Source organism: Sinorhizobium fredii USDA 257 (assembly GCF_000265205.3).
GTDB classification, from domain to species: Bacteria; Pseudomonadota; Alphaproteobacteria; order Rhizobiales; family Rhizobiaceae; genus Sinorhizobium; species Sinorhizobium fredii_B.
This window is the reverse complement of record NC_018000.1, coordinates 1,593,957-1,611,963: the sequence shown is the minus strand read 5'-3', so window position 1 is coordinate 1,611,963 and position 18,007 is coordinate 1,593,957. Positions and strand designations below refer to the sequence as shown.

Sequence of the window (18,007 nt, the reverse complement as noted above, 5' to 3'; positions counted from 1 at the left end):
CGAGGTGAGCAGCCCGGTCGAGCCAGTTAACTTGGTTTCAAAGGCTCACTTGATCCCGTTCGCCTGCGCGATGAAGTCCGACAGCATCGGCACATAGTCCTCTCCGCGTCCGGCCCCGACGGCCTGCGCGAAGGAGTTTCTTACTGCCGCGCCGATCGGATTGGCGACCCCGGCGGCGTTGGCGAAGGCGGCGAGATAGGTCATGTCCTTGAAGCCGTTGCGGATGGCGAACTTGTGGGCGTTCGGATCTCGCTCCAGCACCCAGCGGAAGAAGGTCTGGTAGAAAGGGCAGTCCATGCGACCGCCGCGCACGACGCTGTCGAAGATCTCCGGCGTGAGGCCGGCCTTCTGCCCGAGCATCAGTGCCTCGGAATAGAGCGCCGCGTAGCCCATCGACAGGAAGTTGTTGAGCAGCTTCATCGTGTGCCCGGTCCCGGTCGGGCCGGTATGGACGATGCGGCCCGCAAAGCACTCGAGCACCGGCCAGACGCGGCGCACGTCGTCTTCAGCACCGCCGACCATGACGTCGAGCGTGCCGGCGGCGGCGTCCGCCGGGGTGCGGCTGAGCGGCGCATCGATGATGGTAATGCCCTTTTGGGCGAGATCCTGCGCAAGCTTCGTCGTCACCGAAGGATCGGAAGTCGAGCAATCGATAATGGTCAGCGGCTTGCCGGCAGCGGTGATGCCGTCCGCACCTTCGACGACGGCAAGCACTTCGGGCGAGCCGGTAACGCAGAGCACGATGATCTCGCACCGTTCCGCCATTTCGCGTGGTGACTTCACCTCTTTCGCGCCTGCCGCGACCAGCGCCTCGACCGGTGCCCGGTTGCGGTGCGCGATGACCGAGAGCGGCCAGCCCTTTTTCAGTATGTTTGTCGCCATGCCCTGGCCCATCAGCCCGAGCCCGATGAAACCCACATTCGCTTTGGTCATGCTCGCCTCCCTGTGGTTGAAGCTATGGTGCACGATAAACGGGGAACCGCTAGACCAAAATTCTGGCTGTCGGTCTCGGCTAGTCTCTCAAGGTGATCCACACGGGCGCGTGATCGCTGGCGTTTTCCTGCCCGCGGACATCCCGGTCGATGCCGGCGCCGGTCAGGCGGCGGGTGAGTTTGCGGCTGAGGAGAAAATGGTCGAGGCGCAGGCCCGCGTCGCGCTGCCAGCGGTTGCGCCGATAATCCCAGAAGGTGAAGAGCTGCTCCTGGGGATAAAGTTTTCGCAGCGCGTCGAGCCAGCCCTGGTCGAGCAGCTGCCGGAAGGCGGCGCGGCTTTCCGGCTGCACGAGGGCGTTTTCGTCATAGGAGCGGGTCGGGTAGATGTCGCGGGGTTCGGGAACGACGTTGTAGTCGCCGGCAAGCACCACTGGTAGGCCGGTCTCGAACAGCTCCGCGGCGTGGCTGGCAAGGCGCTGGTGCCAGGCGAGCTTGTAGTCGAATTTCGGCCCTGGCTGCGGATTGCCGTTCGGGGCGTAGAGCGAGGCGATGAGAATGCCGTTCACCGCCGCCTCGATGTAGCGGCTCTGCGTATCGGAAGGATCACCGGGGAGCTCCGCGCGCGTCAAGACCGGTTCGCTTTCGCGCGCCAGAATCGCGACGCCGTTCCAGGCCGCCTGCCCGCGCCAGACGGCGCCGTAGCCCGCGGCCTCGATCGCGGCTTTTGGAAATTGCCCGTCCGTCGCCTTGAGCTCCTGCAGGCAGACGACGTCAGCCTCGGCTGCAGCTAACCAGGCCAGGAGGTTGTCGAGCCGCTTGTTCACGCCGTTGATGTTGAAGGTGGCGATCTTCATGGCTGATTCAGGGGACCAAGCCATCGGTCCATCGTTTAACGGTATCAGCCAGAGTCTTCAGATGGTCGGCGGCCGAGAAGCCGGAGATACTCTTGCGCGGCTTCAGGTCATGGTCGCCGTCCTCGAGCCAGAGGAATTCGATCTTTTCGGATAGCGTGTAACCCTGAACCTCGTCCCTCGTGCCGAACTCGTCGCGAGTTCCCTGGCAGATCAGTGTTGGTGTTCGGAGGTCGGCGAGATGCCTGGTGCGAAGCTGCTCGGGCTTGGCCGGTGGGTGAAAGGGATAGCCGAGGCAGAGCAGCCCGGCGATCTCCCCGCTCGCATGAAGCTCGTCAGCGACCATGCTGGCGACGCGCCCGCCCATCGACTTACCGCCGATGATAAGCGGACCCTTCGCGCCGAGCTCGGCGACGGCCGCCCGGTATTCCGGATTGAGGGTTTCGGCGCGGGGCGGGGGCTTGCGCTCGTCCGTGCGCCGCGCCGCCATGTAGCCGAATTCGAACCGGGCGACGCGAAAGCCTGCTTCGCCGAGCGCCTTGGCGGTTGCGGACATAGACAGTGAATCCATCGGTGCGCCTGCGCCGTGCGCGAGAAGAATGGTGACCGGCGCATGCTCCGGTCCGTCGAACAGGAATTTTCCGACCATGGCAGTCAGCCGTCCTCTGCATGATTCCGTAAACGGGGCGATCCGGCGATAAGATCATGCGGCGATCCAAAGCCACAGCGACCTGCGCGCGCCTGATCAGACGTGCGGCGCCTTGGGAAAGTGATGAAGGTTCACGAACTGCACGCCGCGTTCGGCGGTGCGGGCCCACTGGGAGTCCTTGTCGAGTTCCAGATAGCGCATCCACCAGTGGCGCGCTTCGGCTAGATTGCCGGCGTCGAACTCCAGTTTTGCCAGGTTGAAGATCGCATCCGCATAGTCGTCGTCGAGGCCGATCGCTTTTTCGAGATGCCGGCGGGCGGTGTCGATGCGGCTTCGCTCGCTCATCAGCCCGGCGAGGTTGAACCAGGCCTCGGCGAAGGAGGGATCGAGTTTGATCGCCCGGGCGTAATCATGCGCCGCCTCCAGTTCGCGGCCGGCGGCCCTCAGGCAGTTGGCCCGGTTGAAAGCGGCGACCGAGTCGCTGCGATCGATGGCAAGATAGCGCTGGTAGATCGCGGCTGCATCATCGTAGTTGCCGGTCTCTTCGGCCTCTTCCGCCTGCGCGAAAAGCTCCTCGAGTTCCGCCTCCTCGACTGCGCCGAGATCGAGCAGCAATTGCCCGTCGAGCTCGCTCAAGCCCTCGGCGCGTCGCGCGTATATCGTCTTCGACCCCTCATGATGTAGCGACAGCGCCGTCAGCGAGGCGACGTGGCTGGAGCGATGGACGGAGCGCGCGATCGCCCCCCAGCCGGCACCACTGGCGATCAGTCCCGCATATTTGCGGGCGAGGATCACGTCGCGGAACGAATAGGGTTCGCTGTCGTGCTCGAAGGCGTCGAACAACGACAGGAGATCGAAGAAGCGAGGCGCGATCTTCGCTTGATCGATCAGCGATTGCCGCGGCAGCGCCGATGTCTCGGACGCTGTTGCCAGGCCCAGCAGCCGAAGGAAGCCGTTCTCGCTGAGCAGGCGCCGGCCGGAATCTGCCTCACGTTCGAAACGAGCCTCGATCTCCGCATCGGTCGTCTTCGTGAGCGAGCCGCGGCCGAAGACCACATAGGCGGTCTGCCGCGTGACGCCGCGCCGCAAGTGCCCCCCTTGGCGCTCAACCTCTCGCGCGATCAGCCGCCGCGGATAGGCTGAAAGCGCGCCCACGATGCCGAATGTCTTGCCGGCGACCGCCATCAGGCCTTCTTCTGTGCGCTAGGCTTTTTTGCAGCGGGCTTGGCCGGGGTGCTCTTCGCCCCCGTTTGGGCAGCGGGCTCCGTCTTGCTCTTGCTTTTCGCTGGCGGCTTCGCCTGCGACAGGCTCGCCTTCAGCGCATCCATGAGGTTGATGACGTTGCCGCGTTCAGGCGGGGCCGCGATGATCGGCTTGTGGCCCTTGAGCTTCTCGCGGATCATCTGCATCAGCGCAGCTTCGTAACGATCCTCATAGTTCTTCGGATCGAAGGTCGTCGTCTTCTGCTGAATGAGCGCCTCGGCGAGCTGCAGCATTTCCGGATCGGGACTGCCGACCGGGATGTTGCCGAAATATTCGGCCGTGCCGCGCACTTCATTGGGATTTCTGAGCGTGCAGACGAACATGCCGGTCTCGCGTGCGCCGATGGCGATCACCCGTTCGCGGCCCGAAAGCACGAGGCGCGCGATCGCGAGCTTGCCGGCCCGCCTCAAGGCTTCCCGCAAAACGATGAAGGTCTCCTCGGCCATCGCACCGTCCGGCGCAAGATAATATGGCGCGTCCTGATAGATCACGTCGACGGAACCTTCGTCGACGAAGGCCTCGATGTTCATCGTGTGGTTGGATTCGATCTTGACGCTTTCGAGGTCGGCCTCGTCGATGACGATGTATTTCTTGTCCTCGTATTCATAGCCCTTCACCAGGTCGGATCGTTCGACGAGGCCCAGCTCCGGATCGACCGGCTTCATGTTGATTCGGTTGTGCGTCTCCTTGTGAAGCTGGTTGAAGGTGATGCGCTCGCTGGTGGTCGTGGCGGGATAGAGCCGTACGGGACAGCTCACGAGGCTGAGCCTCAGATAACCCTTCCAACTTGCCCTGGGTGCCATAAGTGTCTCCTGCGCGGTGCTCTACCGGGTTACTTTTCCGCATTGGCAAGCATAGGCAAATCCCGTGCACAGTCGTCGATATCGGCCCAGGGATCGCCGGACATGGCCAACAGGCCAGGTAACGAAGAATAATTTAAATCCTCGGGAGCGTCGATAGTCTCAAGATCGGTCCAGCTTAAGGGCGTAGAGGCCGGCAGATTCGTGCGGGCGCGAAGCGAATAGGGTGCTGCTGCCGTGTGCCCGCGGGCGTTGCGGTGGAAGTCGATGAAGATGCGCTTCACGCGCTTGCCCTTGCTCATCGTGGTGATGAAGCTTTCGGGCGCCGTTGAGGCGAGGTGGGTGGCAATATCGCCGGTCGCCTTGTGCACTTTCTTCCAGTCGAGCTTCGGGCGGATCGGCACGACGACATGGACGCCCTTGCCGCCCGAGGTCTTGACGAGAGGAATGAGGCCGAGCGCCTCGAGCTCCCCCTTTATGTGAACGGCCGCCTCGACCACTTCGCGCCAGCCGATGCCCTCGCCAGGATCGAGGTCGAAGACGACCCGGTCGGGTCTCTCGAGCCGCGCCCGTGTCGAGCCCCAGGAATGGAATTCGACCACGCCGAATTGCGCCAGTGCCAGGTAGCCTTTGGCGTCTTCGACCGAAAGGTAGCGTTTCGTCTCGCCCTCCGAACTCATGGCTTCGAAGCTCGCCACCGAAGGCGGCATGCCGGTGAAGGGGTGCCGCTGGAAGAAGCAGTCCGCGAACTTGCCCGTCGGGCAGCGGACGAGCGAAACCGGGCGTCCGAGGATATGCGGCAGCATGAAATCGCCGACCATGGCGTAGTAGACGGCGAGATCCAGCTTGGTCGGCCCGGATTTGCCGAACAGCCGACGGGTCGGGTTGGTGATCGAGATGCTGGCGAGGTCCGCGTCGGAAATCAGCCGTTTTCGCTGGCCCGAAACGGGAGCCGTGAGTTCGACCTCGCGAAGCCCCTTGAACACGGGATGACGGAGCGCGTTGTCTGTCGTGCGATTGCCGTAGTGAATGCGCGCCGTCAGCACCGGACGGACCCAGTTGATCTCCTTCGGCGCCCCCTCGATCTTGGCGGCCCCGGCGCGCAGCGGTTCCAATCGTGCCAGCAACTGCTTGAGCATGGCCGCGTCGAAACCCGTGCCGACCTTGCCGCGATACTGCAGTTCGCCGTCCACCCACTCGCCCAGCGCCAGCGCGGCGATCCCTTCGGCCGCCTCGGACATGGTATAGCCGGCGATCACGAAGTCTTCGGCCTTCAGTGCCTTCGTCTTGGTCCAGGTCTTGGAGCGCCCGCTCTGATAGAAAGCTGTCGCACGTTTCGATATGACCCCCTCGAGGCCCAGTTCCGACGCATGCTCGTAAAAGGCGCGTCCATCACCGACGACGTGATCGCTGAACTGGATGGCCGAGCGGCTGGACAGTTGCGCGGCGAGCAGTTGTTTGAGCAGCGCCTTGCGTTTCTCGAGCGGGACATTCACGAGGCTCCAGCCGTCAAGATAGACAAGGTCGAAGGCATAGAACACCAGCCGGTTGTCGGCGCCGGTGGACAGCGCTTCCTGAAGAAGGGCGAAACGGCTGATGCCTTCCTCGTCGAGCGCGACGATTTCGCCGTCGATGACAGCGTCGCGGCACGGCAGCCGCCGAATGGCTTCGGGCACATCGCCATAGCGCCTTGTCCAATCGAGGCCGCCGCGGGTGATCAGGCGCACCTCGTCGCCGGATAGATGCGCCATCGTGCGGTAGCCGTCGAACTTGATCTCATGCAGCCAGACCTCGCGCCCGGGGGCACTACCAGGCGGAATCGCCGTCTGTATGGCAAGCTGCGGCTCGATGCGTGTCGGTGCCGTTGCCTTTGTCGCACCGGCAAGGGCGCCCGGCCTCAGCTTCACCGCCTTGGCCGCTGGCTTCGCCTTTTCGAGAAGCTCCTCGATCCGCCGGCCGGATTTGACGCTTTCCGGCCGGGCGGCGAGAATGTCGGTGGAGGGATCGGCGGCAGGATCGCGTTCCTTGAAGAGAAGCCAGTGAGTCTGGTTCTCTTCCCCCGGCCTGGGCTTCAGCCGCGTCAGCATCCAGCCGCCGTTCAGCTTTTCACCGGCCAGGCGAAACTTGAAGGCGCCGGTCTGGAGGCTTTTCTGGACGTCCTCCATCGGCGCCCATACGCCGGTGTCCCAGACGATCATCGGGCCGGCGCCATATTCGCCCTCCGGGATGACGCCCTCGAAGTCGATATATTCGATCGGATGATCTTCGGTCTCGACCGCCAGACGCTTGTCGGCGGGGTTGAGCGAGGGGCCCTTGGGCACGGCCCAGCTCTTCAACACGCCGCCGACCTCAAGTCTCAGGTCATAATGGTCCGCTGTCGCATGATGCTTGTGCACGACGAAACGGTTGCCGCCGCCGGCGGGGCTGCCGACCGGCTCCGGCGTCTTCGAAAAATCCCGCTTCTTGCGGTAGGCTTCTAGCTTGGACGTCGCCATGCGACCAAGCTATGGCCTATCCGTCGAACCCGCAATATCGGCTGATGCGAGCCGGAAACGAAGCGTCCCGGCTCGAGCGGCTCCAGCCTTAGGCGAACCGGCCAGGCGTGCCGAGCGCCATATGGCGGTTGACGTCCTTGTAGAGCAGGTAACGGAACTTGCCCGGTCCGCCGGCATAGCAGGCCTGCGGGCAGAAGGCCCTGAGCCACATATAGTCGCCGGCTTCGACCTCGACCCAGTCGGCGTTGAGGCGATAGACGGCCTTGCCTTCGAGAACGTAGAGGCCGTGCTCCATCACATGGGTTTCCATGAAGGGGATGACGCCGCCCGGCTCGAAGGTGACGATCGTCACATGCATGTCGTGACGCATGTCCGAAGGATCGACGAAGCGGGTCGTCGCCCAGCGACCGTCCGTATCGGGCATCGGCGTGGCAGTGATTTCGCTTTCGTTGGTGACGATAGGTTCGGGGAGGGGGATTCCCTCCACCTTTTCGTAGGCTTTGCGGAACCAATGAAACCGGGTCGGCGTGGAACCATCATTGCGGAGGCTCCATTCGGCGCCGGGCGGGATGAAGGCATAGCCGCCAGGCTGCATCCGATGGGTTTCACCGCCGATCGTCAGGCGGAAGTCCCCGTCAACCACGAACAGCACGGCTTCCGCGCGGGGGTCGCTCTCGGGTCGATCGCTTCCTCCCGAGGGCCCGACCTCCATGATGTATTGCGAGAATGTCTCGGCGAAGCCTGACAGCGGCCGCGAAAGCACCCAGAGACGCGTGTTCGTCCAGTGCGGCAGATAGCTCGTGACGATGTCGCGCATCACGCCTTTCGGAATGATCGCATAGGCCTCGGTGAACACCGCCCGATCCGTCAGCAGGTTGGATTGCGGCGGGTGACCGCCTTGGGGGAAATAATAGTTGCTCTGCATTTTTTCGTTACCTGTTGAAGTGTCTGTTCGAACCGGCTTTGGCACTAACGGCTGTTGATGGAATGGGCGATGGCCGAAGCCGGGACGGCGACATCACTTATGCCGGCTGCGGGGGTGTGGAGCACAGGTGCAGGCCCTGGGTTTGCGGGCTGATCGCCGTTGAGCACTCGGTGCGCCTGCTCGCGATCTATGTCGCCCTCCCAGACGGCAATGACCACGGCGGCGACGCAATTGCCTATCAAATTTCCGAGGGCTCGGGCAATGCCGACGAACCAGTCAACCGACAGGACCAGCACTAGGCCGATGGCCGGGATGACCGGAATGGCCGAAAGCGTTGCCGCCAGCACGACGATGGCGGAGCCCGGTATGCCGTGCGCGCCCTTCGAGGTCAGCAACGCCACGCCGAGGATCAGCAAAAGGTCGCCAGATGCCAGCGGCGTATTGGTGGCCTGGGCGATGAACACGGCCGCGAGCGTCAGATAGATCGAGAATGCGTCGAGGTTGAACGAATAGCCGGTGGGAATGACCAGGCCGACAGTCGAATCCTTGATTCCGAGCCGTTCGAGCTTGCGCATGATCTGCGGCAGAACGCTGTCGGAGGAGGCGGTAGCCATCACGATCATCAACTCCTCGCGCAAGTATCCGAGGAACTTGAAGATGCTGAACCCGGCAATCCGCATGATCAGGCCGAGGACGCCGAAGACGAACAGCAGGATCGTCGCATAGAGCAGAACGACCAGATAGCCGAGCTGCTGCAGCGAGCCGATGCCGTATTTCCCGACCGTGTAGGCGATCGCGCCGAAGACGCCGATCGGCGCCAGCCGGACGATGAAGCCGATCACCTTGAAGAGTACCTGAGTCGTTTGATCGATCAGATCGGCAACCTGCCTGCCGCGCTCGCCAACGAGCGCAAGGGCCGATCCGAAGAGCACCGCAATCAGCAGCACCTGCAGGACATCGCCCTTGGCGAAGGCGTCGACAATCGTCGTCGGGATGACCCGCATCAGGAAGTCGACGGTGCCGGTGACCTGGGAAACCTTTTCGGTGTAGGCACCCAGGGCGTTTGCATCGAGCGTCGTCGGATCGACGTTCATCCCGTGGCCGGGGCCGAAGACATAGGCCGCGATCAGTCCCAGCGCGAGCGCCAGCGTCGTCACGGCTTCGAAATAGATGAGCGACTTGAGCCCGACCCGCCCGACCTTTCTAAGGTCCCCGGCGCCGACGATGCCGTGCACGACCACGCCGAAGACCAGAGGCGCAATCACCATCTTGATCAGTTTGATAAAGCCGTCTCCCAGCGGTTTCAGCTGCGCCGCAAATTGCGGCCAGAAGACCCCGACAAGGATACCGAGGACGAGCGCGATGATGACTTGTCCGAACAAGGACCTGCTGAACCTGGACATTTGTTTCCTCCCAGAAACGCTGTGAGCCGGGCGCTGCGACTGGCAATCGCGGAAGCCGTTGCGCCTGCCGCCGCCTGCTCATGGATTTGGACCGTTTCAAGGGCGTGCACCCTCCTCGTGCGACGCCCGGCCTATCAATAGCGATGGGAACAAAATGAAACCGATATGTCCAATATATTGTTTAACTTGATCGAGATGTTTATCATATCGAAAATGTGGGAGGTTGCGATGGAGCTACGGCATTTGCGCTATTTCATCGCCGTCGCCGAGGCGGCGAGTTTTACGGCGGCGGCAAGGAGCTTGAACATCTCGCAGCCGCCCTTGAGCCAGCAGATCAAGGATCTGGAGGAAGAGGTCGGCACGCGCCTCTTCGAGCGTACGAGCCGGCATGTCGAACTCACCGAGGCCGGCGTCAGTTTTCTCGAGCAAGCGCGGATGATCCTCGGGCAGGTGGAACATGCCACGCATCAGGCGCGCGCCATCGGGTCCGGCCAGGTGGGCATGCTCAATATCGGCACGACCGGCTCGGTCCTGCTCGGTCAGTTGTCGACCCTCATAGCGCGGTTCCGCGACCGTTGGCCGGGTGTCTTCGTCCGCATTCATGAAATGGACCCGCAGGCGCAGGAGTTGGCACTGCTTTCGCACCGCACCGACCTCAGCTTCGTGCGCAAGCCGCGCTACAATGCCGAACTCGTCGGTAAGGTGGCCTGGCACGAAAAGGTAGGCGTCGCACTGCCGGCACATCACCCGCTCGCCCGCCATGAAACGGTCGAACTCGCGGCACTGCGGCAGGAAAGCTTCGTCTTTCTCCGCCTGGCGGACTCCCGTTTCGCCCGCTATCTGCACGACTGCTGCGTCGCGGCAGGCTTTGTGCCGAACATCACCAATGAGGTCGTCGAATCCTATTCGCTGACCAGTCTGGTCTCCGCAGGTCTCGGTGTGGCGCTCGTTCCGGAATGCATCCGGAATCTCTCGCGTCCCGGTGTCGTCTATCGTCCGCTTGCGGATCCCGCACCGGAAGCCGATGTCTACGTCCTCAGCCGGCCAAACCGCGGTCCGGTGGTCGCGAGCTTCCTGGAGGCGACCGAGTCAATGTTCGGGTAGCGGCGCCTCAGCTCTCTCCCGGCCGGTGGCCGCCGATGGCGCGGGTCAGCTCGTCAGCCGTCCGGCGCACGAGCGAGCCGAGTGCTTCGAGCCTGTTGTCGTCGATGCGGACCGACGGCCCGGAGATCGAGATGCCGCCGATCGCCTCGCCATATTCGTTGAACAGCGGAGCGGCGATGCAGCGCATGCCGAGCGTGTGTTCCTCGTCGTCGATCGACCAGCCGCGATTGCGGATATCCTGGATGTTCCTGATCAGCCCCGGCAACGTATCGATCGTCCGGTCGGTGAAATGCGTCAGCGTCTTGCCGCCGAGCGTCTTGGCGATTTCCGTATCCGACCAAGTGGAAAGGATCGCCTTGCCGATACCGGAGGCGTGGCTCGGTCCGCGCCGTCCGGGGCGGAAGAAGGCACGCATCGGCGCATGGCTTTCGACCTGCGAGATAAACACGACGTCGCCATCGTCCTCGATGCCGATATTGGCCGTTTCGCCGGTTTCGTCCATCAAACGCTTCAGGAAAGGCCGGCTGATCGTGCCGAGCTTGCGGAACCGCAGAAAGGCGTTGCCGATCTCGAAGGCCCTCACGCCAATCGTCCACTCGCCTGTATCTGGATCATGCGCGACCATGCCGTGGCTCGAAAGCGAGGTCAGCAGGCGGTGGATCGTCGATGGCGCGAGCCCCGTCTCATCGGCCAGGTCGGTCAATGTCGAACCGTCGCGATCTGCCACGAGGCTGAAGAGCGCCAGGCTGCGGTCGAGCACTTGAACGGAGGACGGAGTCGAATTGGCGCCCGCCTTCCGGCCCCGCTTGCCTTTTGTTTGCTCCGAAACCACCGCCACCGCGAATTCTCCGTCACGACTCTCTCATTAGCCAATAGCGGCGACGCGCGGTTTTGACCAGTGCCGCGCATAGATCTCGCTTCCTGCAATTTCCATATAATGGCAATTAATTCCATTTTTATGTTGACGAGGCCAATTTATGGATTATGTTTCCATTAAACAGGAGGAGTTGTCATGGCCAAGATGCGTGCTGTCGATGCAGCGGTTCATGTTCTGGAAAAGGAGGGGATCGATTGCGCCTTCGGCGTTCCGGGGGCGGCGATCAATCCGCTCTATTCGGCGGTGAGAGCCCGCGGCTCGATCCGCCATATTCTTGCCCGCCACGTTGAAGGCGCCTCGCACATGGCCGAGGGTTACACCCGGGCGAAGCACGGCAATATCGGCGTCTGCATCGGCACGTCAGGGCCAGCCGGCACCGACATGATTACCGGCCTCTACTCGGCCTCGGCAGACTCGATCCCGATCCTCTGCATCACCGGCCAGGCGCCGCGCGCCCGCCTCGACAAGGAGGATTTCCAGGCGATCGACATCGCCGCGATCGCAGGGCCGGTCACGAAATGGGCGGTCACTGTCATGGAGCCGGCGCTGGTTCCTTTCGTTTTCCAGAAGGCGTTCCATCTGATGCGCTCGGGCCGGCCCGGGCCGGTGCTCATCGATCTGCCGGTCGACGTCCAAATGGCCGAGATCGAGTTCGATCCGGAGACCTACGAGCCGCTCGCGCCCTACAAGCCCGCCGCGAGCCGAGCCCAGGCCGAAAAGGCGATCGCCATGCTGAACGCGGCGGAACGGCCGCTGATCGTTGCCGGCGGCGGTATCATCAATGCGGACGCGTCGGACCTGCTCACCGAGTTCGCCGAGATCACCGGCGTCCCGGTCATCCCGACCCTGATGGGCTGGGGAACTATCCCCGACGACCACCCGCTGATGGCTGGCATGTGCGGCCTGCAGACCTCGCACCGCTACGGCAATGCGACGCTGCTTGCTTCCGACTTCGTCTTCGGCATCGGCAACCGTTGGGCCAACCGCCACACCGGTAACGTCCCGACCTATACGGAGGGGCGCAAGTTCATCCATGTCGATATCGAGCCGACGCAGATCGGCCGCGTCTTCGCGCCGGATTTCGGCATCGTCTCGGATGCGGGGGCCGCACTCAAGCTCTTCCTCGACGTCGCGACCGAATGGAAGACCGCCGGGAAGCTGCGCGATTGGTCGGCCTGGGCGGAGGAATGCCGCGAGCGCAAGCGCACCATGCTGCGCAAGACCCACTTCGACCAGACGCCGCTCAAACCGCAGCGCGTCTACGAGGAGATGAACAGGGCCTTCGGCCGCGACACCTGCTTCGTTTCGACCATCGGCCTCAGCCAGATCGCCGGCGCGCAGTTCCTTCACGTCTACAGGCCGCGCAACTGGATCAATTGCGGCCAGGCCGGTCCGCTCGGCTGGACCCTGCCGGCAGCGCTCGGCGTACGCGCTGCCGATCCCAACCGGCCGATTGTCGCGCTTTCCGGCGATTACGACTTCCAGTTCCTGATCGAGGAACTCGCCGTCGGGGCGCAGCACAAGCTCCCTTACCTGCATGTCGTCGTCAACAATTCCTACCTCGGCCTGATCCGCCAGGCCCAGCGCGGCTTCGACATGGATTTCGAGGTGAGCCTCGCCTTCGACAACATCAATGCGAGCGGCGACGCGGAAAAGAGTTACGGCGTCGATCACGTCGCCGTCGCGGAGGGCCTCGGCTGCAAGGCTATCCGGGTCCGCAGCCCCAATGAGTTCGCCGATGCCTTCGAACGGGCGCAGGCTCTGATGGAGGAACATCAGGTGCCGGTCGTCCTCGAATTCATCCTCGAGCGGGTCACCAACATCGCCATGGGCGCCGACATCAACGCCGTCGTCGAGTTCGAGGAGCTTGCCGCGCGCGGCGAGGACGCGCCGACCGCAATCGCCGCCCTGCTCGACTGAATGATTTTCCAACGGAGGAGTAACCGCATGCCGAGATTTGCAGCAAACCTGACCATGCTGTTCAACGAGGCGCCGTTCCTTTATCGCTTTTCGCTCGCCGCGAAGGCCGGTTTCGAAGGGGTGGAATATCTCTTTCCCTACGAGTTCGAGAAGATGGCCCTGCGTGCCGCCCTCGAGCGCCACGGTCTCACTCAGGTTCTTCATAATCTTCCCGCCGGCGACTGGGCGAAGGGTGAACGCGGCATCGCCATCCTGCCGGATCGGATCGACGAATTCCGCCGGGGTGTCGCGAGCGCCATCGACTATGCGACGGCGCTTGACTGCAAACAGGTCAACTGCCTCGTCGGCATCGCACCCGACGGCGTGCCGGAGAGCGCACTGCGCACGACGCTTGTCGCCAATCTGAAGCTCGCGGCTGCTGAGCTCGGCAAGCACGGCATCCGCCTGTTGATCGAGCCGATCAACCGCTTCGACATTCCGGGCTTCTATCTCAACACCGTCGGTGAGGCGGCCGCGATCATCGAGGAGGTGGGCAGCGACAACCTGTTCATCCAATACGATCTCTATCACCAGCAGCGCACCGAGGGCGAACTCATCGGCACCTACAAGCGCCATGCGGAGCGGATCGCCCACGTCCAGCTTGCCGACAATCCCGGCCGCAACGAGCCGGGCACCGGCGAGATCAACTATCCCTTCGTCTTCGACGCGCTGGAGGCCGCCGGCTACCAGGGCTGGATCGGCTGCGAATACAAGCCGCGCACGACCACCGCGGAAGGGCTCGGCTGGCTCGGCACTGAACATAAGCGCCGGCAATCCGCAGACATCATCAAGATCAGGAGCTAAGGACAATGGCAACTATCGGTTTCATCGGACTGGGTATCATGGGCACGCCGATGGCGCGCCACCTGCAGGATGCCGACCACACCATCATCACCTCGAAATTCGCCATCGCGCCGCGCCAGGAGCTCCTTGAACATGGTCTCAGGTTCGTCGAGACGCCGAAAGCGCTCGCCGAGACCGTCGACACGATCATCCTGATGCTGCCGGACACGCCGGAAGTGAAGGACGTTCTCTTCGGCGAGAACGGCGTCTCCCACGGTCTCGGCAAGGGCAAGCTCGTCATCGACATGAGCTCGATCTCGCCGATCGAGACGAAGGAATTTGCCAGGAAGATCCGCGAAACGGGGGCGGAATATATCGATGCGCCGGTCTCGGGCGGCGAGGTCGGTGCCAAGAATGCCACGCTCAGCATCATGGCGGGCGGCACGGAGGAATCCTTCGAACGCGCCCTGCCGCTCTTCAAGCTGATGGGCAAGAACATCACGCTCGTCGGCGATTGCGGCGACGGCCAGGTCACCAAAGTTGCCAACCAGATCATCGTCGCGCTGACGATCGAGGCGGTTTCCGAAGCGCTGGTCTTCGCCTCGAAGGCGGGAGCAGACCCGGCGCGCGTTCGCGAGGCGCTGATGGGCGGCTTTGCTTCCTCGCGAATACTCGAGGTGCATGGCGAGCGGATGATCAAGCGGACCTTCGAGCCGGGCTTCCGCATCTCGCTGCACCAGAAGGATCTGAACCTGGCGCTGCAGGGAGCGAAAAGCCTAGGCATCTCGCTGCCGAACACCGCGGCGACCCAGGAACTCTTCAACAACTGCGCCGCCAATGGCGACGGCGGGCTCGACCATTCCGGTCTGGTCCGGGCGCTCGAGCGGATGGCGAACCACGAGGTCGCCTGAAGCTGCGCGGGACGAGGAAAAGTGTGTGCGGCTTTCCGCCCGCATCCCGCTCTGATCTTTGGAATCGATCACCGTTTATGATCTTGGGTCGTTTCGACCCAAGATCATCGTGATCTAGACGCGCATGATCCGCCGGGCGGGCGTCCCCATCCACTACGGCAATCATGCACCCGGGCGACGGAAGGAGGAGCCGCCGCCCGGGCTTTTGCGAACGGGAGGAAAAATGGTCGCCATCGCCGATCCGCGTCAATTCCTGCAGTCTTTGTTCACCTGTGCGGTTGCTGCCGCCAATCCGGCGCGCGTCCTTGCCGCCAATCTGCCGGAGCGGCCGAAAGGCCGCACCGTCGTCATCGGCGCCGGCAAGGGTGCAGCGCAGATGGCGCAGGCCTTCGAGGCGCTGTGGCCGGGGCCGCTCAGCGGCGCCGTGGTGACGCGTTACGGCTTCGGCGTTCCCTGCCGGCATATCGAAGTGCTCGAAGCCTCTCATCCCTTGCCGGACGAAAGTGGACTACAGGCCTCGAAGCGTCTGCTCGCCGAGGTCAGTGGCCTGACAGAGGACGACCTTGTCGTGGCGCTGATCTGCGGCGGCGGTTCGGCGCTGCTCCCGTTGCCGCCGGCGGGGCTGTCGCTCGACGACGAGATCGCCGTCAACCGCGCGCTGCTTGCGTCCGGTGCGCCGATCCGGGCGATGAATGCCGTGCGCAAGCACGTCTCGACCATCAAGGGCGGGCGGCTGGCCGCCGCAGCCTATCCGGCGCGGGTCGTGTCGCTCGTCGTTTCCGACATTCCGGGCAACGATCCGGCGCTGGTGGCCTCCGGTCCGACGCTCGCCGACGACAGTACGCGCGCGGACGCCTTGAAGGTCGTCGAGCGCTATCGCCTGGCACTGCCAGAAGGTGTGCTGACGTGGCTAGCGAGCGAGGCGGCGGATGCGCCGAGGCCCGACGATCCACGTATTGCCCGAAATCAAGTTCGGCTGATCGCGTCGGCCGGCGTCTCGCTGGAGGCTGCCGCGGCCAAGGCACGGGCGGGCGGGGTCGAAGCGATCATTCTTTCGGATTCGATCGAGGGCGAGGCACGCGATGTCGGGCTGGTCCATGCCGCCATCGCGCGCGAGGTGGCAACCCGCAGCCGTCCATTCAGGAAGCCGGTCGTCGTGCTTTCGGGCGGCGAAACCACTGTGACGGTAAACGGTGCCGGCAGAGGCGGCCGCAATAGCGAGTTCCTGTTGTCGCTCGCCCTCGGCATTGACGGCGTCGGCGGGATTTCGGCGCTGGCGGCCGACACCGACGGAATCGACGGCTCGGAAGACAATGCCGGCGCGTTCGCCGACGACACGACGATCACCCGGCTCCTCAGGCAGCGGATCGACGCGGCGGCGCTGCTCCAGCGCAACGACAGCTGGTCGGCCTTCGATGCGCTCGGCGACATCTTCAAGCCAGGGCCGACCGGCACCAACGTCAACGACTTCCGGGCGATGCTGATCCAATGAGCGCAACCGGGACAAACGACAACAGACGGAAGGAAACGCGATGAAATCCCTGCCGATCCGGCCCCTGTCGCGGGTCGAATTCGCCCCGTTCGGCGATGTGATCGAACCCGACGAGGCAAAAAGCTTCGCCATCAACGCCGGCAAATGCATCCGCTACCACGATCTCGCAACGGTCGAGACGACCGGTCCGCAGGCGCGCGCCCTGATCAGCCTGCTGCGCGGCGAGCCCTATGAAATTCCGCTGCCGCTCAAGATGGTGGAGCGCCATCCGCTCGGCAGCCAGGCCTTCGTGCCGTTGACGGAAAACTCTTTCCTTGTGGTCGTCGCTCCGGATGAGGGCGGCAGGCCGGGCGAGCCGATCGCCTTCGAGACCGCGCCTGGCCAGGGCGTCAATATCGCCCGCAACGTCTGGCACGGCATTCTGACGCCGCTGCACGGAGTATCCGATTTCGTTGTCGTCGATCGCGGCGGTGAAGGTTGCAATCTGGAGGAACACTTCTTCGATACGCCCTACCGGGTCGAATATGCCTGACCGTCATGATCGCCTCCACACTTGTTGCGAGACCATCAAGCTCTTAGTTTCGGGCCATCGAGTCCGTGATCTATTGAGCAATGCTGCAGTCGGCCAGGAAAATGTGGGGCGAAACCGGGTGGGGTGTACCGACCTCGGTCGCCCTGCATCTCGCGCTGGCCTTCCTGCTGCTGGTGAGGCTGCCCGAGCATTCCCCGCCGGCAAAGGACGAGAGCATCAATGTAGAGCTCGTTCCACCGCCGAAGCGCGAGGAAAAGCCGGAGGAAAAGCCTCTGCAAAAGCCGAAGGAGGTGAGCAAGGAACAGTCCGGCTCACAGCCGCAGGTCTTCGAATCCGCTTCGGCTGAGGTTGACAAGGAGAAGCCCCCGCAGCCGCAATTGCCGCCCGCGGCGCCGAGGGCCGAGAAGCAGGAACAAAAACCTGCGCAAGCGAGTCCCGCCGCCAGGACGGAGAGCGCCGGCAAGCCGTCGGAAACGAAGACGGCATTAGCGGAGTTGCGCGTCGACGCCGAGGACGCAGTGAACAAGGCGGAGGATGCCGGACCGGCGCCGCAAAGCCTGCCCGTCCCCCGGGAGAAGCCAGTGACGGAGGAAGCGAAGGCGGATGTGGGGCAAAAATTGGCGGAGGCCGCCTCCGAGCTTCAGTCGGACGACCTCGTTGAAGCGAAGGAACTCTATTCGCAAGATGCCCTGTCCGACCCGCGCGTCAAGCAGGCGATCGGCAGGCTGCCGCCGAAGAGGCGCGTCGTGCAGCTTTGCACCATCGAGGCGCTCGAACAGGTGCGCCGCCAGAGGCCCGATGCCTTTCCGGACATGCTTGTTCCGTTCGGCCCCGTCGGCGGGTTGGTTTCGGCTTCCGGCCTCACCGCCAGCGGTGGCGCCTTCCGCAGCCGGTCGAAATGGTACGCGATCGACTTCAAATGCGAGGTCAATTCGGAGACGAGGTCGGTCGTCTCCTTCAGCTTTGCCCTCGGCAAGGCCATTCCGAAAAGCGAATGGAGCGCGCGCCAGCTGCCGACAGAGTGAGCGCGA

16 protein-coding genes are annotated in these 18,007 nt (G+C 63.5%); 7 read left to right on the top strand and 9 right to left on the bottom strand.

Going from position 1 to position 18,007, the window contains the following annotated elements:
• Nucleotides 1–45: 45 nt before the first annotated feature.
• The 8 genes from USDA257_RS07420 to USDA257_RS07385 all read right to left on the bottom strand — a co-directional run bounded on the left by USDA257_RS07420 (nucleotide 46) and on the right by USDA257_RS07385 (nucleotide 9,318).
• Nucleotides 46–933: an NAD(P)-dependent oxidoreductase gene (locus USDA257_RS07420; RefSeq protein WP_014762292.1), complete on the bottom strand. Its 888-nt coding sequence runs from the start codon at nucleotides 931–933 to the stop codon at nucleotides 46–48.
• Between the two features lie 79 nt (nucleotides 934–1,012).
• A complete protein-coding gene (xth, locus tag USDA257_RS07415; protein ID WP_041413981.1) occupies nucleotides 1,013–1,786 on the bottom strand; it encodes an exodeoxyribonuclease III in 774 nt (257 codons plus the stop codon).
• Between the two features lie 7 nt (nucleotides 1,787–1,793).
• On the bottom strand, nucleotides 1,794–2,432 hold the full coding sequence (locus USDA257_RS07410) for an alpha/beta hydrolase family protein (protein WP_014762290.1): 639 nt from the start codon (nucleotides 2,430–2,432) through the stop codon (nucleotides 1,794–1,796).
• A gap of 96 nt (nucleotides 2,433–2,528) precedes the next feature.
• Nucleotides 2,529–3,617: a tetratricopeptide repeat protein gene (locus USDA257_RS07405; RefSeq protein ID WP_014762289.1), complete on the bottom strand. Its 1,089-nt coding sequence runs from the start codon at nucleotides 3,615–3,617 to the stop codon at nucleotides 2,529–2,531.
• Nucleotides 3,617–4,498 carry a non-homologous end joining protein Ku gene (ku, locus tag USDA257_RS07400; protein WP_014762288.1) on the bottom strand — a complete coding sequence of 294 codons (882 nt, stop codon included), beginning with the start codon at nucleotides 4,496–4,498 and terminating at the stop codon, nucleotides 3,617–3,619. Before ku ends, USDA257_RS07405 begins: the two co-directional genes overlap by 1 nt.
• A 29-nt stretch (nucleotides 4,499–4,527) precedes the next feature.
• On the bottom strand, nucleotides 4,528–6,990 hold the full coding sequence (ligD, locus tag USDA257_RS07395) for a DNA ligase D (RefSeq protein WP_014762287.1): 2,463 nt from the start codon (nucleotides 6,988–6,990) through the stop codon (nucleotides 4,528–4,530).
• Nucleotides 6,991–7,078: 88 nt separating this feature from the next.
• The gene (locus USDA257_RS07390; RefSeq protein WP_014762286.1) at nucleotides 7,079–7,915 is read right to left on the bottom strand and encodes a bifunctional allantoicase/(S)-ureidoglycine aminohydrolase; all 837 of its coding nucleotides are present in this window, start codon (nucleotides 7,913–7,915) and stop codon (nucleotides 7,079–7,081) included.
• 44 nt (nucleotides 7,916–7,959) lie between these two features.
• Nucleotides 7,960–9,318, bottom strand: a complete 1,359-nt coding sequence (locus USDA257_RS07385; RefSeq protein WP_014762285.1) for a C4-dicarboxylate transporter DctA — start codon at nucleotides 9,316–9,318, stop codon at nucleotides 7,960–7,962.
• 228 nt (nucleotides 9,319–9,546) lie between these two features.
• On the opposite strand from USDA257_RS07385, the gene USDA257_RS07380 reads away from it, so the two are divergent.
• Nucleotides 9,547–10,422, top strand: coding sequence for a LysR family transcriptional regulator (locus tag USDA257_RS07380; protein WP_014762284.1), 876 nt, complete (start codon nucleotides 9,547–9,549; stop codon nucleotides 10,420–10,422).
• 7 nt (nucleotides 10,423–10,429) lie between these two features.
• Here USDA257_RS07380 and USDA257_RS07375 read toward each other — a convergent pair whose 3' ends face one another.
• Nucleotides 10,430–11,260: an IclR family transcriptional regulator gene (locus tag USDA257_RS07375; protein WP_014762283.1), complete on the bottom strand. Its 831-nt coding sequence runs from the start codon at nucleotides 11,258–11,260 to the stop codon at nucleotides 10,430–10,432.
• A gap of 174 nt (nucleotides 11,261–11,434) precedes the next feature.
• On the opposite strand from USDA257_RS07375, the gene gcl reads away from it, so the two are divergent.
• The 6 genes from gcl to USDA257_RS07345 all read left to right on the top strand — a co-directional run bounded on the left by gcl (nucleotide 11,435) and on the right by USDA257_RS07345 (nucleotide 18,001).
• Entirely contained in the window at nucleotides 11,435–13,219 is a 1,785-nt protein-coding gene (gcl, locus tag USDA257_RS07370) for a glyoxylate carboligase (protein WP_014762282.1), read from the top strand.
• Between the two features lie 27 nt (nucleotides 13,220–13,246).
• Nucleotides 13,247–14,062, top strand: a complete 816-nt coding sequence (gene hyi, locus USDA257_RS07365) for a hydroxypyruvate isomerase (protein ID WP_014762281.1) — start codon at nucleotides 13,247–13,249, stop codon at nucleotides 14,060–14,062.
• Between the two features lie 5 nt (nucleotides 14,063–14,067).
• A complete protein-coding gene (locus USDA257_RS07360) occupies nucleotides 14,068–14,952 on the top strand; it encodes a 2-hydroxy-3-oxopropionate reductase (RefSeq protein WP_014762280.1) in 885 nt (294 codons plus the stop codon).
• Nucleotides 14,953–15,175: 223 nt separating this feature from the next.
• Nucleotides 15,176–16,444, top strand: coding sequence for a glycerate kinase type-2 family protein (locus USDA257_RS07355; protein WP_014762279.1), 1,269 nt, complete (start codon nucleotides 15,176–15,178; stop codon nucleotides 16,442–16,444).
• 40 nt (nucleotides 16,445–16,484) lie between these two features.
• Nucleotides 16,485–16,976 carry an ureidoglycolate lyase gene (locus tag USDA257_RS07350; RefSeq protein WP_014762278.1) on the top strand — a complete coding sequence of 164 codons (492 nt, stop codon included), beginning with the start codon at nucleotides 16,485–16,487 and terminating at the stop codon, nucleotides 16,974–16,976.
• An 80-nt stretch (nucleotides 16,977–17,056) separates the two neighbouring features.
• The gene (locus USDA257_RS07345; protein WP_014762277.1) at nucleotides 17,057–18,001 is read left to right on the top strand and encodes a DUF930 domain-containing protein; all 945 of its coding nucleotides are present in this window, start codon (nucleotides 17,057–17,059) and stop codon (nucleotides 17,999–18,001) included.
• The last annotated feature ends 6 nt before the right edge of the window (nucleotides 18,002–18,007 follow it).